A 23,567-nucleotide genomic window follows, 5' to 3' on the forward strand; every position below is an offset into this window, starting at 1 on the left:
TGGGTGGGCCGGCAGCCCTTCACGGCTGCCTGGCCCGGGGTTAAAACGTCAGTCGGTAGCAGGTGTGCTGGCGGTAGCGCTCGCCCGGGTCAAGCCGGGTCGAGGGAAAGTGGCTGTGGTTGGGGGCATCGGGAAACTGCTGCGCCTCCAGGGCCAGACCGCCGAAGGCCTCGATCGGATGACCGTCGTGATCCAGCAGCGTGCCATCCAGACCGATGCCGGTATAGAGCTGCAGCGAGGGCTGATCGGTAAAGACGTCCAGACGCCGACCGCTGCGCGGCTCGGTGAGCGTGGCATGGGGCTTTCCCTGCGGGGTTTTGTCCAGCACCAGCGCCACGTCATGACCGCCGGCCCGGGCGAGCTGCTCATTGGGCACCTGCTCGCGTTCGCGCGGCGTGGCGGGCGTTAGAAAGTCATAGGGGGTCTCCGCGACCGGCGCAATCGTGCCGGTCGGGATCGAGGCCTCATCAAGTACCAGGTAGTGGCCGGCGGCGCATTCGAGGCGGTGATCGCGCACGTCGCCCCGGCCGCGCAGATTGAAATAGGCGTGGTTGGTCAGACTGACGACAGTCGGTTTCGAACTCTGCGCCTCGTAGTCGATGGTGAGCCGATTGGCCTCATCAAGGCTGTAGTGGACCGTCACGTCCAGATCGCCCGGAAAGCCCATGTCGCCGTCGGGCGAACGAAGGCTCAGGGTGACGCCGATCCGGTCGGCCTCTTCAAACAGCACACCGTCAAAGCGCTGAAAACTCAGTCCTTTCGGGCCGCCGTGCAGGACGTTGCGGCCCTCGTTGGGCGGAATCCGGAACGTCTGACCATCGAGTTCAAGGCTCGCCCGGCCAATGCGGTTGGCATAGCGCCCGACCACCGCGCCGAAGTAGGGATGCGGTTTCAGATACTGCGCCGGATCATTAAAGCCCAGCACCAGATTGACCGGCTCCCCGCTCTCCCGATCGGGCACTCTGAGGGCCTGAAGGGTGGCGCCGTAATCGAGGATATCCACCTGCATGCCGGCACTGTTGCGCAGCCTGAAGCGCTCAAAGGGAGTACCGTCATCGTGCTGACCGATCCGGTCGCTTTCACAATGCAAGGGCATGAATCACTCCACGGTCGTTTGAATACAAAAGCGTTTGAAGGCGATAGCCGGGCAGTATAGAACCCATGCCCGGCTCGTGGCAGTTCGAAGCCTACCCCCGTGCCGTCTGGCCGATGTGGCGAAGCCGTCGGCCGGCCATCAGCGACTGTTCGATTTTCTCGAGCGCCACGCCGCGGGTCTCGGGCACCAGCATCAGGGTCACCGCAATGAAGGCGAAGTTGAGTGCCGCGTAGAGCCAGAAGGTGACCGCGTTGCCCAGCACGTTGATCAGCGTCAGGAAGGTGGCGCCGATGATCATGTTGGCCACCCAGTTGGTGACCGTGGAGCAGGCCACACCGAAGTCGCGCCCCTTGAGCGGCTGAATTTCGGAGCACAGGATCCAGACCATCGGCGCGGCCGACATGGCGTAGCTGACCACGAAGGTGCCGAGCAGTCCCAGCGCCAGGTACTGGGTGGTTGCCCCTTCAAGGCCGTACTCGAACAGCCCACCGAGCGCCAGCATGCAAAGCCCCATGATGGTAAAGCCGGTGTAGAGCAGCGGCTTGCGCCCGGCGCGGTCAACCAGGCCCACGGCAATCAGGGTCGCCAGCGTCATGACAAGGCCGATCACCACCGTGCCCCAGAGCTGCTCGCTGGCGCTGTCAAAGCCGGCCATTTCAAGGATGCGCGGGGCGTAATAGAGAATGACGTTGGCGCCGGTGAACTGCTGCATGAACTGCAGCGTGATGCCAAGGCCGGTTGAGCGCCGGAAGTTGGGATTGCGCTTGAAAAGCTTCCAGCCCGATTCCCCCACCTTCAGATTGTCGCGAATGCGTGACATCTCTTCATCAACGCTTGCGCTGTCACCGCCGCGCAGGCGCATCAGGACCTGGCGGGCCTCGTCAAAACGCCCGCTGCTGGCCAGCCAGCGTGGGCTGCGGGGCAAAAAGAACATGCCGAGCAGCAACAGCACCCCGGGAATGGCAATGATGCCCAGCATGCCGCGCCAGTTGCCCGAGTAGCTAAACAGGGTGTTGGTCAGATAGGCGAGCAGAATGCCGCCCATGATCATCAGCTGATAAAAGGAGATCAGCCGGCCGCGAATGTGCTCTGGCGCGATCTCGGAGAGATAAATGGGCGCCACATAGGAGGAGATGCCCACGGCCAGGCCCAGCACCAGCCGCGCCACGATCAGCATCTCCGGCGACACCGCCAGCGCCGAGAGCAGCGCGCCGGCGACAAAGACCAGCCCGCTGACGGTCAGGGTGAGCTTGCGCCCCATTTTGCGCGACAGGGTGCCACTGGCACAGGCGCCGAGGGCGGCGCCCAGCATCATGACGCTGACAATGATCTCCTGCTGGTGATCGCTGACGCCGAAATCCTGTTCGATAAAGGGCAGGGCACCGGAAATGACGCCGATGTCCATGCCAAAGAGCAGACCGGCCAGCGCCGCAACGCCACCGATCATGTAAACGGTCGACATCGACGGGCGCGCGGTGTGGCTGCGTGACTCGCCTGATGTCGCGGTCATGGATGATTTCATAAGCTACCCCGAAGGAGGTCACTGCGTGTATGGCAGATATTAAGATCAACAACAGGGTTTGTATGTTGGACATTTATTGAAAATGCTCAACATAGACTTTGGCCTCCTCGACCTTGGTCCAGGATCCGGGGCCGCTGGGTGAGGGCGATACACTGCGAGACAGGTTCGGACAGGGGCGGGAGACAGGATCAGCCGACGTGAGGGGCGTTCAGAGGCAGATGTACCGGTGTGGGCGCCGGCGTAATGTCCATGTTCAATGCACGGGCCGTATTTTCCAGCACGGTGAGGGCGGCGTGATAGGCCTCATCGGGCTGGCGCATGCGAACGGCATCCATCAGGCGCCGATGGCTTTCGAGGCTGTGACCGGGGTCAAGCGTGCGCGTATTGCTCTGCGATACCAGCAGGTGAATAGAGGGTCGCAGCACGTGGGAGAGCTGGGACCAGACGATGTTGTGAGTGGCGTAATAGAGGGCGACGTGGAAGGAGACATCGCAGTGATCATGACGTGTGGTGTCTTCCTCCAGGTGGTGATGCTGCATGCCCTCGAAGGCTTCCTCGATGGCGACCAGATCCCGGGCCGTGGCGCTGCCGGCGGCCATCATGGCCACCCAGGGTTCCACCGTCAGGCGAAAGCTCAGGATCTCGCGCTGGATCTCCAGATGCGGCCCGGCAAAGCGGGTGAGCCAGTCCGTAACGGCAGGATCCAGAATGTGCCACTGCGAAAACTCGCGCACCCGTGAGCCGTAGCCGGAAATACGCTCGATGATGCCGCCGTTGACCAGTGCGCCCAGATGACGACGTACCACGTTGCGGCTCAGGCCGGACTGCCGACAGATCTCCAGCTCCTTGGGAATGAAATCGCCTGGCTGATAGCGCCCGTCAAGAATCTCCTTGATCAGCTGATCGGCCACATGGTGCGCGTCATGGGGGGCGGTGTCTTTCATGTGATTCTCGAGGGCGGCAGCATCAGGATAAAACATATCACGGGCCGGACCCCCGATACGCAGAACCGCATCGGGGGCAGGGCGCGGCTCAGGTCGTATCGCCGCCGGTGTCTCGATAGCGATGGTCGGGCAGACCCGGTGTCGCCACACGCATGGAGAAAAGCGAGCCGGCGTCGGGATACTGATCCAGCGTGGTCTGCTCCATGCCCTGACGGGCGCAGGTGACATAGAGCGTGCGAAGATCGCTGTCGCCAAAGGCCACCTTGGTCGGGTTGGGTGCCAGCAGCGGCAGGGTTTCCACCACATTGCCCTGCTCATCGAAATGCACCACGACGCCGCCACCGTACATGGCGGCCCAGTAGTGACCGGCCTCATCGATGGCCGCACCGTCCGGTGAGCCCGGCAGGGCCAGTGCTCGGGTGTCGGCAAAGAGCTCCGGCTGGCCCAGCGTGCCCTGGTCGATATCCAGCGGATAGCGATAGATACGATGGGTCGGGGTGTCGCTGAAGTAGAGCCAGCGGTTATCCGGGCTGACCGCGAGGCCGTTGGAGATGGTCACGCCGTCAACATGCTGACGCACGTCGCCCTGGTAGCTGAAAAGCGCTGCGGTGGGCTCCGACTCCTCAGCGTTTTTGGTGCCGATCCAAAGCCGGCCATGGGCATCGCAGTAGCCATCGTTGCACCAGCTGATGTCCGGATTCTGAGGGCCTTCGACCAGCTGATGCTGTTTCTGCCCCCGGTCATCCAGCTGCCACAGACCCGAGCGAAAGGCCGCCAGGTAGCCGCCTTTATCGTTGGGGACGGCGTAGGCCAGCGGCTCGTCAAAGCGCCAGACCTGATGCTGATTGGTGTCGGGGTCAAGCTGATGCAGCTCGCCGCCCAGAATGTCGACCCAGTGAAGACGCTGCTGGTAGCCGTCCCAGTGGGGCCCTTCGCCCAGCGCCATGGTCAGTGTCAGATGGGGTTCCAGCATGTTCCCTCCGTGGTATCAGTGTTGGATGTTGTTCTCTGATGAGCGCCCGGGCCCATCAGCGTGGCCTATGGCGTCTCCAGACCGGTCAGCTTTAGCCGTGCGCTCAGTGTGCCATCGCGGAAATAGTCCGTCTGCACAAGAAGGCCCGGATAGCGTGATGTGAAATAGAAGTGCATGCGTCGATCGGGCTTGTCCGTGTCCCATGCTTCAACGTGGCGCGTCTGCCAGCGCCCCTGGGGCACCGGCATTTCCGGGTCGTCGATGACCCGCCAGGCCATGTCGCGCTCGCGCTCCTTGTGATCGATGTATTCAAACGTGCAGGGGTCGGCGCGGCGCCCGCGACACGAGGGCGCATCAAACGCCTGCCGGCTGAGGGTAAACAGCGCTGCCTGGCGGTCGGGCAGCCTGGCGAGCTGCTGCTCATCGAGCCGGTAGGTGTCACCAAAGCCGAACAGGCGGTAGCGGCTGTAAAAGCTCCAGGGCGCTACGGCGTCGTCATCGCGCAATTGAAAGCGACTGTATTCATAGCCGGTAGCGATCTTGATCGAGGCGTGCATGGTGGTGCGCCAGCCGCTTTCGTCGGGTTCGAGCTGATGGGTCATGTCGGCGTTGGGCCAGCCGTCAATGGTGAGGTGATATCGGGCCTCGAAGGGCTTGATCTCCTGCGCCTGGAGTGGGGTGGACAGCAACAGGGCTATCAGAATCAGAAAAACACGACGCATGGCGTCTCCTGTCAATCGGGGGCAGGGTGCATCTCACCGGGCCCGAGCATCAGTAGCCCGTAGCGGGATCAACGGTCCTGATGCGCTCACCGCGGGTCAGGGCAAGAATATCGGCGGCAAACTGGCGCGCGCCCTCACTCACGTCGGTGGGTGCGGCCACGTGCGGGGTCACGATGACCCGCGGGTCCTGCCAGAGAGGGTGCTGCGCCGGCAGGGGTTCGTCGGGGAACACGTCCAGCAGCGCGCCACGCAGATGATCCTGCTTGATAAGCCTGAGCAGCGCGTCCGGGTCCAGCGTGGTGCCGCGCCCGGCATTGATGACCACGGCCCCTTCGGGCAGTTGGGCAAGACGCTGCTCGTCAAGCAGCCAGCGTGTCTCGGGCGTATCCGGCAGCAGACTGACAATCACCTGCGAGGTGTTTAAAAGGGTGGTCAGTCCGGCATCGCCATGATGGGTGTCGACCCCCTCGCAGTGTTTCGGGGAACGACTCCAGCCCTGCACCTCGAACCCCTGAGCACGTATTCGCTGCGCACAGGCCTGTCCGAGCGTTCCCAGCCCCACAATGCCGACGCGCCAGGTGCTGCGATCGGCCAGCGGCTGCGCCTGCCAGTGGGTATCCAGCTGCTGGCGGCGGTAGCGGTCCATGTCCCGATAGAAGTGCAGGATGCCATAGAGCGCGTAATCGGCCATCAACCTGCCCATGCCGGCATCGCGCAGGCGAACGATTGGCACCTCCGGCAGCTCGGGAAGGCTCAACAGGGCATCCACCCCGGCGCCGGCATTGAAGATCGCCTTGAGGGAGGCATCCTGACAGGCCAGCAGCGAAACCGGCGGCTTCCAGACCACCAGGATATCGGCCGGACCTTCGCCGGCCTCCTGCGTGGTCGCGATGTCGATGTTTGGCAGGGTCGGACGCAGTTCGCGCGTCAGCGCCGCCTGCCAGTGCTGTGCCTCGGGGGCGTGAATCAGAATGCGCATGGTGTCTCCCCTTGTACGTGCCCACCAGCATCGGTCGGCATTGGTGAATCAGAGCCAGCCGCGATGCTTGAAGTACAAAAAGGGCGTCAGGCCTGAGATGAACATGACAAAAATGGCAAAGGGATAGCCCAGCGGCCAGTGCAGTTCCGGCATGACATCAAAGTTCATGCCATAGATGCTGGCGATCATGGTGGGCGGGAGAAACATGACCGAGGCGATCGAGAAGATCTTGATGATCTGGTTCTGTTGAATGTTGATAAAGCCCTGGGTCGTGTCCATCAGGAAGTTGACCTTGTCGGACAAAAACGTGTTGTGGGACATCAGGGCGTCCACGTCCTGAAGCACCTCGCGGGCCTGCTCCTGAAGCTCCGGATGGCGACGCAGATGGCGCAGCAGAAAGTGCAGCGAGCGCTGGGTGTCCATCAGACACAGGCGGATCTTGCCGACGCTGTCCTCGACCTTGGCCAGACGATCGATGGCATCCTCGAGATCGGAGTCCTCGACTTCCAGCACCTGATGGCTGACCTGTTCAAGGTCGCGGTGCATGTCCTCGACGCTGTCGGCCAGGTTCTCCACCTTCTGCTCAAAGATGGTCACCATCAGCTCCTGGGGGGAGCCGGCCTCGATCTGGCCGCGACGCGCGCGCAGGCGCAGCAGTCTGAAATCGGCCAGGTCCTCCTCGCGCAGGCTCAAAAGCCGCTGGGGCTGAAGAATGAAGGCCACCGTGGTGTTCTGGTGCTTGCCTTCGTTGCGGGTCAGAAACAGGGAGTGGACGTGGAGGCCGTCGGCGTCGGCAAAATAGCGCGCGGAAGACTCGATCTCCTCCACGTCGGTGCTGCCGGGCAGTTCCTCGGCGAGAAAGGGGGTCAGGGCCTGACGCTCACTGTCACTGGGTTCCTGAGCATCGATCCATGTGGCCTGTGACAAACGCTCGTCGAGCGCGTCGTCGGCCAGTTCGTGGATGGTATGCTGCTCAAGGCTGTAGGTCCTGATCATGATGACATTCCGGCGCAGTATAAATGGCCCACATGATCACAGAGCGGGGGGGTATTGCCAAAGACTTTAGCAATCCCTGCCCCGCGATATGACCCGCCAGGAAGACCTTTCGTTTTCAGGCAGACAGCGCCGGCGAGGCCGAGTCAATCATGCTGCAGTGATGGGATGAGTTGATATCCACCAGCAGTGCCGCCAGTGTTTCCAGACACAACACCGACAGGACTTTCTTGTGGGCCCCGGTGCCCACCACGATCAGCCGCTTGCACTGTTCAATGGGCGGTGTGCCGATTTCCTGCTCGCCACGCCAGCGAATAATCAGGCTGTCCGCCGGGGCATCGAGATACTCGATATGGCGCGCATTGTCGATCATGAAACCGACCCGGTACTCGCCGCAGGCCACGATCAGGACATCCGTGGCCGGCGTCTCATGAGGGGTGTTCAAAAGCTGGCGCAGATCAACCAGCGAAACCGCCTGGCCACGGTGTGCCAGCGTGCCGGTCCAGCCCTCATCGGTACGAGGGCTGGGCGTGAAGTCCTCCGGCATGGCGATCACTTCACTGAGCTGCTCCAGAGGGGTTACAAACTGTCCAAAGGCATCAAAATGAACAAAGGCAAAACGGCGATAGGGCACTTCCCCGCGGGTGGCATGGCCTTCCCGGGGAATATACATCGCGGCCAGCGTCAGGATGTCGGTATCCCTGGCAAAGCGTGCGGCATCCACCAGCAGTGATTCGCCCAGCTGAGGGTGGTCGATCATCCCGGCAATGGTGGCATCAGGATGGTCATGGGTCTCGGCCAGCGCCATGACGTCATCAGGGTTATAAGTCATCATTCGGATCACCTGATTCACGCACAGGGCCAGCGGTTGCTCGCGTACGGCGACCACGACCATCAACCGGCCTTCCGGGCGGGGCTGATCATCAAGCCCTGCCAGTACTCGCGGATCAAAGACCGCCAGAGTCTGACGGCGCAGCGTGGTGGTGCCCATGAAGCCGGACACGTCCATCACCGGCGCTGACAGGGTATCCAGCGGCTGAATCTCGCGCACCATGGCGGCCGGCAGACTCAACCGAATGCCACCACAGTCGATCAGCAGGGCGCGTTCGATATTGATCTTACGATCCGCAGGCTGTCGGGTGCCCGGGTGCTCTTCATGATCGTGATGTGAGGCACGCGCCAGCATCATGCCCGGCAGCGCAAACAGGGCGTCAAGGTCCAGCACGTATACCAGCCTGTCGCCATCGGTGAAGGCTGCCGGCGTCAGAGGCGTGGCGTCTGATGTGGCGTAGTCCAGCGGCTGCATATGTTCGGGCAGGACCTGAGCGATACCGTGGATGGCATCCACGCGCAGGCCGAAATGGCCCTCCTGCCAGCGCACGATCGCCACCTGATCGTCGCGCTCGCGGGTGCCCTGACTATCATCCAGTTGCAGCAGGCGTGCCAGATCGATGACCGGAATCAGCTCATCACGCAGTTTGAATGCGCCCAGGGCGAAGGCCGGTGCCATGGGCGCCGGCGTCAACGCATGGGGCAGGGCAACCACTTCGCGCATGACGTCGGTGGACAGGGCCACGTTGCTCTGGCCAATGCCCAGCACGCCGAAGGCATCCGATGACGTTGTTGGCGCTCTGGTCATGATCAGAGACTCTGGGAATCGGTGGAAGAATGGCGCTTGTCGTGCGCCGTGGCAGCGTTGAGCTTTTGAATGGCCTGCGCCACATGATCGGCATTGTCGAGCTGCGCCCGGGTGGTCCGGGTGATTTCATCCACGGCACTGCCGGTTTTCTCGATACCGTCGACAATCTTGTCAAAGGAGGTCCGGGCATCGCGCGACACGATATTGCCTTCTTCGATGCGGCGACTGGACTCGCCCAGCAGGCGATTGATCTGGCGCGTGGCATCAGATGACTTCTCGGCCAGTTTCCTGACCTCATCGGCGACGACCGAAAAGCCCAGGCCGTGCTCGCCGGCACGGGCGGCCTCGATGGCGGCGTTGAAGGCCAGCAGGTTGGTCTGATTGGCGATCTCGCCGATCACCTTGACGATGGCATCGACATCCTCGGAAGCCTTGCGGATGGCGTCCATGACCTCGACCGAGCGCGCCAGCGTGTTGCTGCCGTGACGGGCTTCTTCCTGAGTGGTATGCGCCAGCTGCTGGGTCAGCTGCGCATTCTCGGCAATGGCGTTGATCGACGTGTTCAGGTCGATGATGCTGCTGCCCATCGAGGCCGCCTGATCCCTGATGCTCTCTTCAAGCGCGACCTGCTCGGTAATATCGGTGGCAAACTTGATGATCTTGTAGACCTGGCCGCTGGCATCAAAGATCGGGTTGTAGGTGCCCTGGATCCAGACGCGCCGGCCAAACTTGCCCTGGCGACAGAAGCGGCCGCTGAAATATTCACCGTTGCCGAGTTTTTGCCAGAAGTCCCGGTACTCGGTACTGGTGACGTAATCATCGTTACAGAACATGCGATGGTGCTGGCCCTGCACTTCATCCAGGGTGTAACCCATGGTGTGCAGAAAATTGCGATTGGCGGCGAGGATGTTGCCCTTGAGATCGAACTCGATCACCGCCTGGGCGCGATCAATGGCCTTGAGGCGGCCTTCGAATTCGGCGGCTTCCCGTTTTTTGGCGGTGATATCGGTGGCAAACTTGACCACCTTGAACGGGCGGCCGTCCATATCAAGAATCGGGTTATAGGTGGCCTGCAGCCATACTTCCCGGCCATTGCGGCCCAGACGACGAAACTCGCCGCTCATGGGCTTGCCGCGATTGAGTTCATCCCAGAAGTGGCGGTAGTCATCGCTGCTGATATGGGTTGGATCACAGAACATGCGGTGGTGCTGGCCGCGAATGTCATCAAGGCGATAGCCGATGGCGCTGAGGAAATTCGCATTGGCATCGAGCACATGGCCTTCGAGATCGAACTCGATCACGGCCTGGGCGCGGCTGATCGCATTGACCTTGCCTTCAAATTCCGCGTTGGCCAGCTTGCGGCCTGTAATGTCGGTGGCAAACTTGACCACCTTGTAGGGCCGACCCACGGTATCGAGAATCGGGTTGTAGGTCGCCTGCAGCCAGATTTCGCTGCCGTCCTTGCGAACGCGCTTGTATTCGCCGTAGGCAAATTCGCCCTGCGCCAGTTCCTTCCAGAAATTGCGATATTCCGCCGTACGGATATAGGCCTCATCACAGAACATGCGGTGATGCTCACCGATGATCTCGCTGGACCGATAGCCTACCGCCGTCAGGAAGTTGTCATTGGCCGACAAAATGTTGCCATTGAGATCAAACTCGATCACGGCCTGGGCACGGTTGATCGCTTCTACCTTGCCTTCGAACTCGGCATCACGCTGTTTCTGGGCGGTGATGTCGGAAGCGAACTTGATGACCCGTACGGGGTTGCCGCTGTCATCGACAATGGGGTTGTAGGTCGCCTGCAGCCAGATCTCCCGGCCGTCGTTGCCAAAACGACGGTACTCACCGGCGTCAAACTCACCGCGGCCGAGCTTCTGCCAGAAGGCCCGATACTCGGGAGAGGCGCTCTCTTCCGGGTCGCAAAAAATACGGTGATGCTTGCCTTTGATGTCCCCGAGGCTATAACCCACTGTGGTCAGGAAGTTCTCGTTGGCATCGATAATGATGCCCTCCGGCGTGAACTCGATAACGGCCTGGGCGCGGTCGATGGCAGCGCGGAAATAGTCTTCTTTGCTGACAGTGCTGCTGGTATCGCTCATGTGAGGTCGATCTCTCAAAAAGGCGTCCTGATCACCTGCAACTCAGGGCGTTATGGAAACAGGGCAACGGTGAATACGCGTCTTGACGCCATATCGACCTGTCCATGAGGGCACTTTAATTCAAATTGATTATTGTCTGATCCTGTCCAGGCGGGGCGGACAGCTTTTGACCCAAACGCCTGGAGAGGGCCAGACTGGCTGAAGGTGGAGTGGATGGCATGGCAAGCGCGCGCGTCCTGCACCATGCTTGTTTCTGGAATGCCGTTGAATACAACAAAGGCCTGGTCGTCGCACCGGGAAAAGCGAGCGCCAATGACTGACATTGCACTTCCCTTTACACGCGAGGAGTACGCTCAGCGTCTGGCACGGGTGAGAGCGGCGATGGCGCGTGCCGAGCTGGATCTTCTGATCGTGTATGACCCCTCCAACATGGCGTGGCTGACCGGCTATGACGGCTGGTCATTTTATGTGCACCAGTGTGTGCTGATCAGTCTTGACCAGGAGCCGGTCTGGTACGGCCGCCGTCAGGACAGCAATGGCGCGATACGCACCTGCTACATGGATCCCGAGACCCATGTGACCTGGTATCCGGACTACTACGTCCAGAATCCCGACATGCATCCGATGGAGTACCTGTCGCAGTCGATTCTGCCGCAGTGGCAGTGGCACCGCGGGCGTATCGGTGTCGAGATGGACAACTACTACTTTTCGGCCAAGGCCTATACCAGTCTGCTGGCCAATCTCCCCGAAGCCACGCTGGTGGACGCCAACGGACTGGTCAACTGGTGCCGGGCGATCAAATCACCCACCGAGATTGAATACATGCGGGTGGCCGGTCGCATCGTGGATGAAATGCATGCGCGCATTCTCGACATGGTCGAGCCCGGCCTGCCCAAGAGCCGGCTGGTGGCCGAAATCTATCGGGCCGGCGTTGAAGGGGTCGAGGGCCATGGCGGTGACTACCCGGCCATCGTGCCGCTTTTGCCAACCGGCAAGGATGCGGCGGCCCCGCACCTGACCTGGGATGACGCGCCGTTTAAAAGCGGCGAGGGCACCTTTTTCGAGATCGCCGGCGTCTACAAGCGCTACCACGCGCCATTGTCGCGCACGGTGTTTCTGGGGCGTCCGCCACGAGACTTTCTGCGTGGCGAGTCGGCGCTGCTGGAGGGCATCGAAAACGGTCTCGAGGTCGCCAGACCCGGCAACCGCTGCTGTGATCTGGCCATGGCGCTGGGGGCGGCAATGGACAAGTGGGGCTTTGACCGCGGCGGCGCCCGCTGCGGCTACCCCATCGGGTTGAGCTATCCGCCCGACTGGGGCGAGCGCACCATGAGCCTGCGCCCGAGCGATAACACCGTACTGGAACCCGGCATGACCTTTCACTTCATGCCAGGCATGTGGATGGACGACTGGGGCCTTGAGATTACCGAGTCGATCCTGATCACCGAGACCGGGGTAGAAACCTTCAGCAACTTTCCCCGCCAGCTCTTCGTCAAATAGCGCGCCCGCGATCGGTGCCCGAGCCACTTTTGGAGGCACCGGGCGCGCGCACTACAGGGAGTAGCACTGCTCATGCGTCCAAGTCCCATTTCCGCCACTGTCGATTTTGATGCCGATGGCGTCCAGCACGGCTTTTTGAAGCTGCCGGTCTCCCATGACGAGTCTGCCTGGGGGGCGGTCATGATCCCGATCACCGTGGTCAAAAACGGTGACGGGCCCACGGCGCTGCTGACCGGCGGCAATCACGGCGATGAGTACGAGGGCATCACGGCGCTTTTGAAACTGGCCCGGCGCCTGACGGCCGAGGAGGTCACAGGCCGTGTGATTATCGTGCCGATGATGAACCAGCCGGCCGCGCAGGCGGGGCGTCGAACCTCGCCGATGGACCGTGGCAACCTCAATCGCAGCTTCCCGGGCGACCCGGACGGCGGGCCGACCAAGCAGATTGCCGACTATTTCACCCGCTATCTGGTGCCGATGTGCGACGTCGCGCTGGATCTGCATTCGGGTGGGCGGACGCTGGATATCCTGCCGTTTGCCGCCGCCCATCGCCTTGATGATCTTGACCTTGAGCGCCAAAGCCTCAAGGGCGCGATCGACTTTGGCGCCTCGACCGCCATCATGATGTATGAGCTGGATGCCGCGGCGCTCTACGACACGGTGGTGGAAAGCCAGGGCAAGGTACTGGTGACCACCGAGCTGGGCGGTGGCGGGACGTCAACGCCTGCAAGCATCGAGATCAGCGAGCGGGGCGTGCGCAACTTTCTGATCTTTGCCGGCATTACCGAAGGCGAGATCCAGCGTCCACCGCGCCAGCAGTATGTCGAGATGCCGGATGCCTCCTGTTATGTACAGAGCGAGCACGCCGGGCTTCTGGAGATGACCTGTGCCCTCGGTGGTCTGGTACGCCAGGGTGAGGTGGTTGCCCGCATCTGGGACATCACGCGTACCGGCGCCGAGCCGGTGGAGTATCGTGCCAGCCGTGACGGGCTGGTACTGGCGCGGCGTTTTCCGGCGCGCGTCGAGATGGGCGATACCCTGGTGGTCATCGGGGAGATGGTCGACACCCTTGAGCGCTAGCGGGCCGGCGACCGACGCCCCGGGCGGCGTTCGGCGACCACCAGCGAGACGCCGGTCATGACGATCACGGCGCCCATCACCTGGGCAGGCGTCACGGGAGCGCCCAGCAACCAGGCGCCCCCGGCCATGGTGACCAGCGGCAGCAGATTGAGAAAGATCGAGGCGCGGGAGGGGCCGACCTCAAGCACGGCGCGATTGTAGAGCACCAGCGCGACCAGGGAGGGCCCCAGCCCCAGATAGAGCAGCGCCCACAGGGCGTCGGATTCGAGCGTCAGGCGCTGCGCCTGGCCGAACTGCTCGACAATGGCCGGCGGTGTCAGGGCAAGCGTTGCCAGCAGCATCAGCGGGACCAGACTCGTATAGAAGGGCAGATCCGCCATCCAGCGTCTGACGGCCAGGGTGTAGATGACCCAGCAGCCGATGGCGGCAAGCATGATCATCTCGCCCGTGCCCCAGCTGGCAATGATCCGTTCGGGATGGCCGTTGGAGACCACCCAGACCGTGCCCAGCACCGAGATGATGACGCCCAGCCATTGACGAGGGCGCAGGCGCTCACTGAAAAAAAGCGCCATGCAGGCGGCCGTGACCACCGGAATGGCCGCCTCCAGTACCGCCACATTGGTGGCGCTGGTGTGGTGAAGTGCGCTGTAGAGAAAGGCGTTGAAAAGGCCAACGCCGCTGAGGGCGATGACCAGCAGGCCGCGCCAGTGGGGCAGGATACGACGGCGCGCACGCCATGCCCGGGGCCCCAGAAAAATCAGCACGACCAGCGTGGCGATCAGTACCCGGCCCAGGGCCAGCGTGAAAGGGGGCAGCAATTCGGCCGCCGCCTTGCCCACCAGGATATTGCCGGCAAAGAGGAGCACGACCAGCATTAACAGCAGATAGGCACGCATGTGGTTTCCAGACAGTAACAGGATGGACGGACACCTTCGCACGGCCCGGCGACCGGTACAGCCCGGGGCACCAGGCAGGCGAAGAAGGCCCCCTGACCCGACGCGGTGACCGATGAAACTCGATCAATACGATTTACGCATTCTCGACATTTTGTCCCGTGATGGGCGCATTACCAAATCGCGGCTGGCCGAAGCGATCAATCTGTCGGTCAGCCCCTGCTGGGAGCGCGTCAGACGCCTGGAGCGTGCGGGTATCATCGAGGGCTACAGTGCCCGTATCAGCGATCAGGCTCGGGTAGCACTGACCTCCGTGTGGGTGCAGATCGAACTGGACAATCACAGCATGAGCGTGTCCGAGCGTTTCGAGCGCACCATGCGTGAGACGCCGCAGGTCAGTGAATGCGTGGCCGTGGGCGGCGGGGTGGACTATCTGGTGCTGATCGAGACCGAAAGCATCGATCAGTATCAGCGCCTGATCGACCGCTGGCTCATGGATGAGCTCGGCATTCACCGCTACTTCACCTATATCGTGACCAAGTCCATTAAAAAGGCGTCATCCCCGCTGATCCGGCTTCGGGCCGACAATGCAAATTGAGCGCGCCGACGCTTTCGCGTAAACTGATCTCCCATCCTGGTCCGCCTTTCTGGCCGACCTTCGCCCAGCATTAACAGGTTCCCCATGACGACGCGATATATTTTCGTGACCGGTGGCGTTGTGTCTTCTCTTGGTAAAGGCATCGCTGCAGCTTCTCTGGCCGCTATTCTGGAAGCCCGTGGCCTGAAGGTCACGATTCTCAAGCTCGACCCCTATATCAACGTCGATCCGGGCACCATGAGCCCTTTTCAGCACGGTGAGGTATTTGTCACCGAAGATGGTGCCGAGACCGACCTTGACCTGGGCCACTACGAGCGCTTTATCCGCTCGCGCATGACCCAGGCCAACAACTTCACCACCGGTCGTGTCTATGAACACGTGCTCAAAAAGGAGCGCCGTGGTGACTATCTGGGCGGCACCGTTCAGGTCATTCCGCACATTACCGACGAGATCAAGCGCCGCGTGAAGGCCGGTGCCGAAGGCTATGACGTGGCGATGGTCGAGATCGGCGGCACCGTGGGCGACATCGAATCGCTGCCGTTTCTGGAAGCCATCCGTCAGCTGCGCAGCGAAGTCGGCTCAAGCCATGCGCTGTTCATGCACCTGACGCTGGTGCCCTATATCAAGACGGCCGGCGAGACCAAGACCAAGCCGACCCAGCACAGCGTCAAGGAGCTGCGCTCGATCGGCATCCAGCCCGATATTCTGCTGTGTCGTAGCGAAGTGGAGCTCGAGGCCAGCGAGCGCCGCAAGATTGCGCTGTTTACCAACGTCGATGAGCGTGCCGTCATCCCGATGCAGGATGCCGACACCATCTATCGCATCCCGCTGATGCTGCACGATCATGAGCTTGACGACATCGTGTGCGACAAGCTGCGTCTTGATCCGCCGGCTGCGGATCTTGGCGAATGGGTCAAGGTCCTTGATGCCAAGCTCAACCCGCTCAAGACCATCAACATCGCGATGGTCGGCAAGTACATGGAGCTGCTGGACGCCTACAAGTCGCTCAACGAATCGCTGATGCACGCCGGCATTCAGACCCGCGTGAAGGTCAATATCGACTACATCGACTCCGAAACCATCGAGCGTGAAGGCGTCGAGCGTCTCGAAGGCAAGGATGCGATCCTGGTGCCCGGTGGTTTCGGCTCGCGCGGCGTGGAAGGCAAGATTGCCACGGCCCGCTATGCACGCGAACACGGCATTCCCTATCTGGGGATCTGTCTGGGCATGCAGGTGGCGGTCATCGAGTTTGCCCGCCACGTGGCCGGCTGGCGCGATGCCAACTCCACCGAGTTTACCCACGACACCCGTCACCCGGTGGTGGGCCTGATTACCGAATGGATCACGCCGGAAGGGCGGATCGAAACCCGCGACGAGACCTCGGATCTGGGCGGCACCATGCGTCTGGGCGGCCAGAGCTGCGTACTGACCGAAGGCTCGAAGGCGCGCGAGATCTATGGCAGCGAGACCATCATCGAGCGTCATCGCCATCGCTACGAGATCAACGATCAGTTCGTGGCCGATCTGGAAGCCGCCGGCATGGTCTTCTCCGGGCGCAGCGTGGATCAGTCGCTGGTGGAAATGGTCGAACTGCCGGATCATCCCTGGTATGTTGCCTGTCAGTTCCACCCCGAATTCACCTCGACACCGCGCGATGGGCATCCGCTCTTCACCGGCTTTGTCAACGCCGCACTGACGCATCGCGCGGCGCGTACGCACAAGGCCGGTACGCGTGATCAGCAGGAGCGTGACGATGACAGGCACTGAGACAGCAGCGCAGAAAACCGTCGCCATTGGCGACATCACGACCGGTAACCAGCAGCCGCTGACGATCTTTGGTGGCATGAACGTGCTGGAATCACGGGACATGGCCATTGAGGTGGCCAATGCCTGGGTCGAGGCCACCAGGGTGCTGGGCATCCCGTATGTCTTCAAGGCCAGCTTTGACAAGGCCAATCGTAGCTCGATCCACTCCTATCGGGGGCCGGGCCTTGATGAGGGGCTCAAGATCCTTGATGAGATCAAAAGCCGCTTCAATGTGCCGGTGCTGACCGACGTTCACGAGCCGGATCAGGCGCGTGCCGTGGCCGATGTCTGCGACGTCATCCAGCTGCCGGCCTTTCTGGCCCGTCAGACCGATCTCGTGGTAGCGATGGCCAAAACCGGTGCGGTGGTCAACATCAAGAAGCCGCAGTTCGTCGCCCCGCACGAGATGCGCCACATCATCACCAAGTTCGAAGAGGCCGGTAACGACCGGCTGATTCTGTGTGAGCGCGGCTCAAGCTTTGGCTACAACAACCTGGTCGTGGACATGCTGGGCTTTGGCGAGATGAAAAAAACCGGCTATCCGGTCTTTTTTGATGTCACGCACTCGCTGCAGCAGCCGGGCGGTCGTGCCGACAGCGCCGGCGGTCGGCGCCAGCAGGTGGTAGAGCTGGCCCGGTCGGGTATCGCCACCGGCATTGCCGGGCTTTTCGTCGAGGCGCATCCCGACCCGGACAATGCGCGCTGCGATGGCCCCTGTGCATTGCCGCTGGATCGGCTGACGCCCTTTCTGGAGCAGATCAAAATGCTCGATGGGGTGGTCAAGCATTTCGATCCCATCGACATACGCTAGTATTGAAACGCCGGTCCACATGACCGGCGTTTTTTATGGGTCGGCCGTATCAGGTCGACATCGACTTTTGACCCTGGTCCAACAAGGGTCTTGAATACACTGGCATGGCAGGCAGACGACTCGCTTTCTATGCTTTCATGACGCGTTCATTCGAGTCCGGCTCGTCGGGTACGGGCCGGAAGTTTAACCAGTGAGGATGCTTTAGATGGCCGAGATTGTTGAAATACATGGACTCGAAGTACTCGATTCGCGCGGCAACCCCACCGTCATGGCCACGGTCACGCTGGCAGGTGGTATCAGCGAGCAGGCCTATGCGCCGTCCGGTGCCTCTACCGGCTCGCGTGAGGCGCTGGAGCTGCGCGATGGCGACAAGTCACGCTATCTGGGCAAGGGCGTCACCAAGGCCGTTGAAGCCGTCAATACGGTAATCCGTGAGCGCCTCAAGGGCATGGATGCCAATGATCAGCGTGCGCTGGATCAGGCCATGCTGGAGCTTGATGGTACCGACAACAAGGGCAATCTGGGCGCCAACGCCATTCTTGCCGTATCACTGGCCGCCGCACGCGCCGCAGCGGCCGAGAAGGGCATGCCGCTGTACGCCCACATCGCCGAGCTGTACGGCACGCCGGGTGAGTACAGCATGCCGCTGCCGATGATGAATATCATGAATGGCGGTGAGCACGCCGACAACAACGTCGACATTCAGGAGTTCATGATTCAGCCGGTCGGGGCCAAGAGCTTCGCCGAAGGTCTGCGCATGGGCGCCGAAATCTTTCATGCTCTCAAGAAGGTGCTTTCCGGTCGCGGACAGTCCACTGCCGTGGGCGATGAAGGCGGCTTTGCGCCGGATCTGGAGTCCAACGCCGACGCGCTGGGATCGATCAAGCAGGCGGTCAGCGACGCCGGCTATCAGCTTGGCACTGACGTGACGCTGGCACTCGACTGCGCGGCATCTGAATTCTACAAGGACGGTCAGTACACGCTCTCCGGTGAGAACAAGAACTTCACCAGCGAAAGTTTTGCCGACTACCTGGCCGATCTGGTCGATCAGTACCCGATCGTCTCCATCGAGGACGGTCTGGACGAGTCCGACTGGGACGGCTGGAAGGCACTGACCGACAAGCTGGGCGATCGTGTGCAGCTGGTGGGCGATGACCTGTTCGTGACCAACACGCGCATCTTCCGTGAAGGCATCGACAAGGGCGTGGGTAACTCGATTCTGATCAAGTTCAACCAGATCGGCTCGCTGACCGAGACGCTGGATGCGATCAAGATGGCGCGTGATGCCGGCTATACCGCCGTGATCTCCCACCGCAGCGGTGAAACCGAAGACACAACGATTGCGGATCTGGCCGTCGGCACCTGCGCCGGGCAGATCAAGACCGGCTCGCTGTCGCGCAGTGACCGTGTCGCCAAGTACAACCGCCTGTTGGTAATCGAGGATCAGCTGGGCGGCAAGGCACCCTACAGAGGGCTTGCCGAGGTGAAGGGTCAATCCTGATTTTTCGACTCTGAATCATTAAATTTAATCCGACTGCTTCTTGCAGTCGGATTTTTTATGTGTGCTCTATATATTCGACGAATCCTGGACGATTGTCTTGACCCGAGAGGGCCGCAGAACCCACCATAAGTGCATTCGGAACGATCCGATTAAGGATATGAAGTTTCCTTCCTACTTAAACATCTGATCTGCATGGTTTTTTCACTAGAAAAAAACATCTGGATCGTTATTTTTTCTGATTAGCTCTCTTTTAAAAATCTTTTTATCGATCAGCAATGCTGATCGTGTCTTCACCTGACGGCGGCAAATGGATCGCCCCGTTCAGGCAGCCGCCGACAATATCAGTTTATGGCGCGCTGAGTATCGAACGGACTCGATCTCTCAGCAGGGAAGACGCCAATGGATGTAGAGCCAATGGAAAGGCTCAAGGATGCAGGAAGCAAGGGCGGCCCGATCGGGCCGCCTTTTTTATGCGTAAAACGTCAGTGGAATCGTGAGAAGGTCGAGCACATGCAAGGGATGCAAGGGTAGGAAGTGTCGGGACGCTGGCGGCCCCGACAGAAAGGATCAGCGCGTCAGCTTGTCGATCTTGCCTGGCACACCGTTCCACTCATCGGCATCGGCAGGTGGATCTCCGCGCTCATTGATGTTGGGCCACTTCTCGGCCAGATCAGCGTTGATCTCGATGAACTTTTCCTGGCCTTCCGGCAATTCGTCTTCCGAAAAAATGGCTTCGGCCGGGCACTCCGGCTCACACAGGGCGCAGTCGATGCATTCATCGGGATGAATGACCAGAAAGTTGGGGCCTTCATAGAAGCAGTCGACCGGACAGACTTCCACACAGTCCGTGTATTTACATTGAATGCAGTTCTCGGTGACGACAAAGGTCATGTCACGAACTCCAGGGTAGCAGGCGGTCACGGCCCGTACAGGGACAGGCTGTGCTGAAAAGGGGTGTGGGGCGGCCCACGAAAGGGGCCTTATTCTAGAAGGCGCGCCCGCCCGGCGACAAGCCGCTTGTGATGAAAGCATCCTGACCGCCGGGCAGCAGCGGGCATTATTTTAACCTGTCACGCCATTCATAAAGCCACTCCTGCGCCTGACGTGGTGACAGGGTGTCCAGATCAAGCTGTGACAGTGCCTCGACCATCGGATGCGGGGCGCTGGCAAAAAGATCATCCTGCTGCGGTGCTGTCGTCTCTGACGTTGATGTCCTGGCCAATGCCTCAGGGCGTTCGCCGTCCTGAGCCTCCAGTGCCATGAGCTTTTCACGAGCACGGGCAATCACGGTGCGTGGCACGCCTGCCAGCTGCGCGACCTGGAGCCCGTAGCTCTGGCTGGCAGGGCCTGGCTCGACCCGGTGCATGAACACGATGCCGTCGTTATGTTCGGTGGCATTGAGATGCACGTTGGCCACGCCTTCGGCCTGCTCGGGCAGGCTGGTCATTTCGAAGTAGTGGGTGGCAAACAGCGTGAAGGCGCGTGTGCCGGTCAGATGCTCGGCGGCCGCCCAGGCCAGCGACAGGCCATCGAAGGTGCTGGTGCCGCGGCCGATCTCGTCCATCAGTACCAGGCTGTGGTCGGTGGCGTTATGCAGGATGCTGGCGGTTTCGGTCATTTCGACCATGAAGGTCGAGCGCCCGCCGGCCAGATCATCCGAGGAGCCGATGCGCGTGAAGATACGGTCGATCGGCCCGATCTCGGCACTTCCGGCCGGCACGAAGCAGCCCGTATGGGCCAGCAGGGCGATCAGCGCATTCTGACGCATGAAGGTCGATTTACCGCCCATGTTGGGCCCGGTAATCACCAGCATGCGGGTGGCATCATCAAAGTGCAGATCGTTGGGCACGAAAGGGTGGCTCGACACGTGTTCGACCACCGGATGGCGGCCGTCACGAATGGTCATGCCGGGCGCCTCGCGCAGTACCGGACAGACCAGCGACAGCGTCTGCGCCCGCTCGGCAAAGGCGTGCAGCACGTCCAGCGTGGCCAGCGCCTGCGCGGTGCGCCTCAGCGTTGCCAGCTCGGCATTGAGCGTTTCGAGCAGGCCGTCATACAGCAGTTTTTCCCGCGCCAGTGCCCGGGTGCGCGCCGACAGCGCCTTGTCCTCGAAGGTCTTGAGCTCGGGGATAATAAAGCGCTCGGCGTTCTTGAGCGTCTGGCGACGGATATAGTCCGCCGGTACGTCGCGCGCCTGGGCCCTGGGTATCTCGATGTAGTAGCCGTGAACGCGGTTGTACCCCACCTTGAGGCCGGCAAGGCCGGTGCGCTCGCGCTCGCGGGTTTCCAGCTGGACCAGGTAGTCGCCGGCGTTTTCCTGCAGGCTCCTGAGCTCATCGAGCTCCTCGTCGAAGCCTTCTCGAATGACGCCGCCGTCGCGGATCACGACCGGCGGGCTGTCGATCAGCGCCCGGCTCAGCGTGTCGGCAAGCGCCGGGTAGGGCACGATGTGACGGGAAAGATCGTCCAGTGCGCTGCCCCGGGCAATGCTCTCCAGGCGTTCGGACAGTGCCGGCAGCGCATTGAGGGCATCGCGAAGTCGGGCCAGGTCGCGCGGACGAGCGCTGAGCAGGGCCACGCGGGCCAGGATACGCTCGATATCGCCGATGCCGCGCAGGATGTCGTTGAAAACTTCGACATGGTCCTCTTCCCCCAGAAGCGTCACGCCCTGCTGCCGGGCGTTGATCTGATCCCGGTCGCGCAGGGGGCGATTGAGCCAGCGGCGCAGCAGCCGTGCGCCCATGGGGGTGGCGGTGGTATCGAAAACCGAGGCGAGCGTATTGTCCTGACCGCCGGCCATGTTCTGATCGATTTCCAGATTGCGCCGGCTGGCGGCATCGATGACCACCGAGTCGTCGCGGTTTTCAACGCCAATGGCGGTAATGTGCGGCAGCGCGGTGCGCTGGGTGTCGCGAACATAGTCGATCAAAACGCCGGCAGCGGTCAGTGCCCGGGTCATGTGATCACAGCCAAAGCCCGACAGGTTCTGTACCTGAAGCTGGTCGCAGAGCAGACGTCGCGACGTTTCCAGATCAAAGTGCCAATCGCTCTGGCGCTGCAGGCCGGGACGCTCATCGAGACGTGCAGGCAGAGGCAGGCTTTCCATCACCAGCAGCTCGGCCGGATCAAGCCGGTGCAGCTCGGCGAGCATGTCCCCTTCACCTTCGACTTCCAGCACGCTGAAGCGGCCGCTGGAAAGCTCGAGCCAGGCCAGCCCCCAGTGATCATTATCACCGTGCAGGGCGGCCACCAGATTGTCGCGACGCTCATCGAGCAGCGCTTCATCATGCAGGGTACCGGGAGTGACGATGCGCACGACGCGGCGTTCAACCGGGCCCTTGGCGGTCGCCGGGTCGCCGATCTGCTCACAGATGGCGACCGATTCGCCCATGCGCACCAGTCGGGCCAGATAGCCTTCGGCGCTGTGATAGGGCACGCCCGCCATCGGGATGGGGGCACCATTGGAGGTGCCGCGGGCGGTCAGCGTAATGTCCAGCAATGACGCGGCGCGTTTGGCGTCGTCATGGAAGAGTTCGTAGAAATCTCCCATGCGATAAAACAGCAGCACATTGGGGTGCTCGCGCTTGATACGAAAATACTGCGCCATCATGGGCGTTGGTTGGGACTCGGTCTTGCCTGCCACGTGAAATTGACCCTGTCCAATGACGTGTGAGGTGAAAGGCACGAGACTATCATGATCCGCTGCCTCCCCTGTATTGCTATAGTGCAGACAGTGGACGTTCCACGCTTGCCGGATGGGCGATGGCATGGCGTACCCACGTACCCATTGTCGGCAGTGATCGCGTACCATGTGGCCATCTGAAATCGATGTGATCGGCGGGAGTTGTCATGGCAACAGCATCAGGCATACAGGAGCTGGCCAGTCGATTGTGCCGGCTCTGTCAGCAGCAGCGGGTGGTGCTCACCACCGCCGAGTCCTGTACCGGTGGCGGCGTCGCGCGGGCCATTACCGATGTTGCCGGCAGCTCGGCATGCTTCGAGACCGGCTATATCACCTATGCCAACAGTGCCAAGCAGCGCCTGCTGGGGGTGTCGTCGGTCTCACTGGAGCTGTTCGGGGCGGTCAGCGAGACCGTGGTCCATGAAATGGTGCGGGGGGCCTGTCGGGACAGCGGCGCCGATCTGGGCGTGGCGATCAGCGGTGTGGCAGGACCGGGAGGCGGTACGCCGGACAAGCCGGTCGGTACCGTGTGGCTGGCCTGGGGTAATGCCACCCAGAGCCAGGCCCGTTGTTATCAGCTCAACGGGGAACGCCTTGAGGTGCGTCGCGAAGCCGTGGCCCTGGCGCTCAAGGGGCTGGTCGAGCGACTCGAAGAGAACTCCTTTGATTAAAGTGCGTCTGCACTGATGCCATGAGTATGTGATGAAATAAGTCATCAAAAAGGAT

Annotated in this window: 19 protein-coding genes; 7 read left to right on the forward strand and 12 right to left on the reverse strand. The window is 61.5% G+C overall.

The features are described 5' to 3' along the window. Window positions 1-40: 40 nt before the first annotated feature. The 9 genes from C8D72_RS00755 to C8D72_RS00795 form a co-directional block, all read right to left on the reverse strand. Entirely contained in the window at window positions 41-1,096 is a 1,056-nt protein-coding gene (locus C8D72_RS00755; RefSeq protein ID WP_115852520.1) for an aldose epimerase family protein, read from the reverse strand. A 91-nt stretch (window positions 1,097-1,187) separates the two neighbouring features. Beyond that, window positions 1,188-2,606 (reverse strand): sugar porter family MFS transporter, encoded by a 1,419-nt coding sequence (locus C8D72_RS00760; protein WP_115852521.1) that lies wholly within the window; start codon window positions 2,604-2,606, stop codon window positions 1,188-1,190. 200 nt (window positions 2,607-2,806) lie between these two features. Further along, complete coding sequence (locus C8D72_RS00765; protein ID WP_115853560.1) at window positions 2,807-3,562, reverse strand: FadR/GntR family transcriptional regulator; 756 nt, start codon at window positions 3,560-3,562, stop codon at window positions 2,807-2,809. Window positions 3,563-3,650: 88 nt separating this feature from the next. Beyond that, window positions 3,651-4,535, reverse strand: coding sequence for an SMP-30/gluconolactonase/LRE family protein (locus C8D72_RS00770; RefSeq protein ID WP_115852522.1), 885 nt, complete (start codon window positions 4,533-4,535; stop codon window positions 3,651-3,653). 65 nt (window positions 4,536-4,600) lie between these two features. Continuing rightward, window positions 4,601-5,257 (reverse strand): hypothetical protein, encoded by a 657-nt coding sequence (locus C8D72_RS00775; protein WP_115852523.1) that lies wholly within the window; start codon window positions 5,255-5,257, stop codon window positions 4,601-4,603. A gap of 49 nt (window positions 5,258-5,306) precedes the next feature. Continuing rightward, window positions 5,307-6,236, reverse strand: a complete 930-nt coding sequence (locus tag C8D72_RS00780; protein WP_115852524.1) for a 2-hydroxyacid dehydrogenase — start codon at window positions 6,234-6,236, stop codon at window positions 5,307-5,309. A gap of 48 nt (window positions 6,237-6,284) precedes the next feature. Further along, a complete protein-coding gene (gene corA / locus C8D72_RS00785) occupies window positions 6,285-7,232 on the reverse strand; it encodes a magnesium/cobalt transporter CorA (protein WP_115852525.1) in 948 nt (315 codons plus the stop codon). A 115-nt stretch (window positions 7,233-7,347) separates the two neighbouring features. After that, on the reverse strand, window positions 7,348-8,868 hold the full coding sequence (locus C8D72_RS00790) for a chemotaxis protein CheW (protein WP_115852526.1): 1,521 nt from the start codon (window positions 8,866-8,868) through the stop codon (window positions 7,348-7,350). Window positions 8,869-8,870: 2 nt separating this feature from the next. Then, entirely contained in the window at window positions 8,871-10,970 is a 2,100-nt protein-coding gene (locus tag C8D72_RS00795) for a methyl-accepting chemotaxis protein (RefSeq protein ID WP_115852527.1), read from the reverse strand. Window positions 10,971-11,282: 312 nt separating this feature from the next. On the opposite strand from C8D72_RS00795, the gene doeA reads away from it, so the two are divergent. Both doeA and doeB read left to right on the forward strand, forming a co-directional pair. Beyond that, complete coding sequence (gene doeA / locus C8D72_RS00800; protein WP_115852528.1) at window positions 11,283-12,470, forward strand: ectoine hydrolase DoeA; 1,188 nt, start codon at window positions 11,283-11,285, stop codon at window positions 12,468-12,470. Window positions 12,471-12,542: 72 nt separating this feature from the next. Further along, on the forward strand, window positions 12,543-13,550 hold the full coding sequence (gene doeB / locus C8D72_RS00805) for a N(2)-acetyl-L-2,4-diaminobutanoate deacetylase DoeB (RefSeq protein WP_115852529.1): 1,008 nt from the start codon (window positions 12,543-12,545) through the stop codon (window positions 13,548-13,550). On the opposite strand, the gene C8D72_RS00810 is transcribed toward doeB, so the two are convergent. Next, entirely contained in the window at window positions 13,547-14,446 is a 900-nt protein-coding gene (locus C8D72_RS00810) for a DMT family transporter (protein ID WP_115852530.1), read from the reverse strand. The two genes, doeB and C8D72_RS00810, sit on opposite strands and share 4 nt — an antisense overlap. Window positions 14,447-14,558: 112 nt before the next feature. Here C8D72_RS00810 and C8D72_RS00815 point away from each other — a divergent pair, with 112 nt between their 5' ends. From C8D72_RS00815 to eno, 4 genes are all read left to right on the forward strand, one after another. Further along, window positions 14,559-15,041: an Lrp/AsnC family transcriptional regulator gene (locus tag C8D72_RS00815; protein WP_115852531.1), complete on the forward strand. Its 483-nt coding sequence runs from the start codon at window positions 14,559-14,561 to the stop codon at window positions 15,039-15,041. Between the two features lie 84 nt (window positions 15,042-15,125). After that, window positions 15,126-16,808, forward strand: a complete 1,683-nt coding sequence (locus tag C8D72_RS00820; RefSeq protein WP_115852532.1) for a CTP synthase — start codon at window positions 15,126-15,128, stop codon at window positions 16,806-16,808. Beyond that, entirely contained in the window at window positions 16,795-17,658 is an 864-nt protein-coding gene (gene kdsA / locus C8D72_RS00825; RefSeq protein WP_115852533.1) for a 3-deoxy-8-phosphooctulonate synthase, read from the forward strand. Before C8D72_RS00820 ends, kdsA begins: the two co-directional genes overlap by 14 nt. Window positions 17,659-17,863: 205 nt before the next feature. Then, on the forward strand, window positions 17,864-19,159 hold the full coding sequence (gene eno / locus C8D72_RS00830; protein ID WP_115852534.1) for a phosphopyruvate hydratase: 1,296 nt from the start codon (window positions 17,864-17,866) through the stop codon (window positions 19,157-19,159). A gap of 567 nt (window positions 19,160-19,726) precedes the next feature. Here the strand turns inward: eno and fdxA are convergent. Further along, the gene (fdxA, locus tag C8D72_RS00835; protein ID WP_115852535.1) at window positions 19,727-20,050 is read right to left on the reverse strand and encodes a ferredoxin FdxA; all 324 of its coding nucleotides are present in this window, start codon (window positions 20,048-20,050) and stop codon (window positions 19,727-19,729) included. 166 nt (window positions 20,051-20,216) lie between these two features. Continuing rightward, window positions 20,217-22,769, reverse strand: coding sequence for a DNA mismatch repair protein MutS (mutS, locus tag C8D72_RS00840; RefSeq protein ID WP_115852536.1), 2,553 nt, complete (start codon window positions 22,767-22,769; stop codon window positions 20,217-20,219). Between the two features lie 239 nt (window positions 22,770-23,008). Here mutS and C8D72_RS00845 point away from each other — a divergent pair, with 239 nt between their 5' ends. Beyond that, entirely contained in the window at window positions 23,009-23,512 is a 504-nt protein-coding gene (locus C8D72_RS00845) for a CinA family protein (protein WP_115852537.1), read from the forward strand. Window positions 23,513-23,567: the final 55 nt, after the last annotated feature.

The organism is Kushneria indalinina DSM 14324 (genome assembly GCF_003385845.1).
Lineage (GTDB): Bacteria > Pseudomonadota > Gammaproteobacteria > Pseudomonadales > Halomonadaceae > Kushneria > Kushneria indalinina.

Excerpts from the sequence above, each read along its gene's own strand:
- C8D72_RS00795 (WP_115852527.1), bottom strand. The coding sequence starts at position 10,970 with ATGAGCGATACCAGCAGCACTGTCAGCAAAGAAGACTATTTCCGCGCT.
- kdsA (WP_115852533.1), top strand. The coding sequence starts at position 16,795 with ATGACAGGCACTGAGACAGCAGCGCAGAAAACCGTCGCCATTGGCGAC.
- eno (WP_115852534.1), top strand. The coding sequence starts at position 17,864 with ATGGCCGAGATTGTTGAAATACATGGACTCGAAGTACTCGATTCGCGC.
- C8D72_RS00765 (WP_115853560.1), bottom strand. The coding sequence starts at position 3,562 with ATGAAAGACACCGCCCCCCATGACGCGCACCATGTGGCCGATCAGCTG.
- C8D72_RS00780 (WP_115852524.1), bottom strand. The coding sequence starts at position 6,236 with ATGCGCATTCTGATTCACGCCCCCGAGGCACAGCACTGGCAGGCGGCG.
- C8D72_RS00815 (WP_115852531.1), top strand. The coding sequence starts at position 14,559 with ATGAAACTCGATCAATACGATTTACGCATTCTCGACATTTTGTCCCGT.
- C8D72_RS00810 (WP_115852530.1), bottom strand. The coding sequence starts at position 14,446 with ATGCGTGCCTATCTGCTGTTAATGCTGGTCGTGCTCCTCTTTGCCGGC.
- C8D72_RS00820 (WP_115852532.1), top strand. The coding sequence starts at position 15,126 with ATGACGACGCGATATATTTTCGTGACCGGTGGCGTTGTGTCTTCTCTT.
- doeB (WP_115852529.1), top strand. The coding sequence starts at position 12,543 with ATGCGTCCAAGTCCCATTTCCGCCACTGTCGATTTTGATGCCGATGGC.
- C8D72_RS00790 (WP_115852526.1), bottom strand. The coding sequence starts at position 8,868 with ATGACCAGAGCGCCAACAACGTCATCGGATGCCTTCGGCGTGCTGGGC.
- mutS (WP_115852536.1), bottom strand. The coding sequence starts at position 22,769 with ATGATGGCGCAGTATTTTCGTATCAAGCGCGAGCACCCCAATGTGCTG.
- C8D72_RS00760 (WP_115852521.1), bottom strand. The coding sequence starts at position 2,606 with ATGACCGCGACATCAGGCGAGTCACGCAGCCACACCGCGCGCCCGTCG.
- C8D72_RS00775 (WP_115852523.1), bottom strand. The coding sequence starts at position 5,257 with ATGCGTCGTGTTTTTCTGATTCTGATAGCCCTGTTGCTGTCCACCCCA.
- C8D72_RS00755 (WP_115852520.1), bottom strand. The coding sequence starts at position 1,096 with ATGCCCTTGCATTGTGAAAGCGACCGGATCGGTCAGCACGATGACGGT.
- doeA (WP_115852528.1), top strand. The coding sequence starts at position 11,283 with ATGACTGACATTGCACTTCCCTTTACACGCGAGGAGTACGCTCAGCGT.
- C8D72_RS00845 (WP_115852537.1), top strand. The coding sequence starts at position 23,009 with ATGGCAACAGCATCAGGCATACAGGAGCTGGCCAGTCGATTGTGCCGG.
- corA (WP_115852525.1), bottom strand. The coding sequence starts at position 7,232 with ATGATCAGGACCTACAGCCTTGAGCAGCATACCATCCACGAACTGGCC.
- C8D72_RS00770 (WP_115852522.1), bottom strand. The coding sequence starts at position 4,535 with ATGCTGGAACCCCATCTGACACTGACCATGGCGCTGGGCGAAGGGCCC.
- fdxA (WP_115852535.1), bottom strand. The coding sequence starts at position 20,050 with ATGACCTTTGTCGTCACCGAGAACTGCATTCAATGTAAATACACGGAC.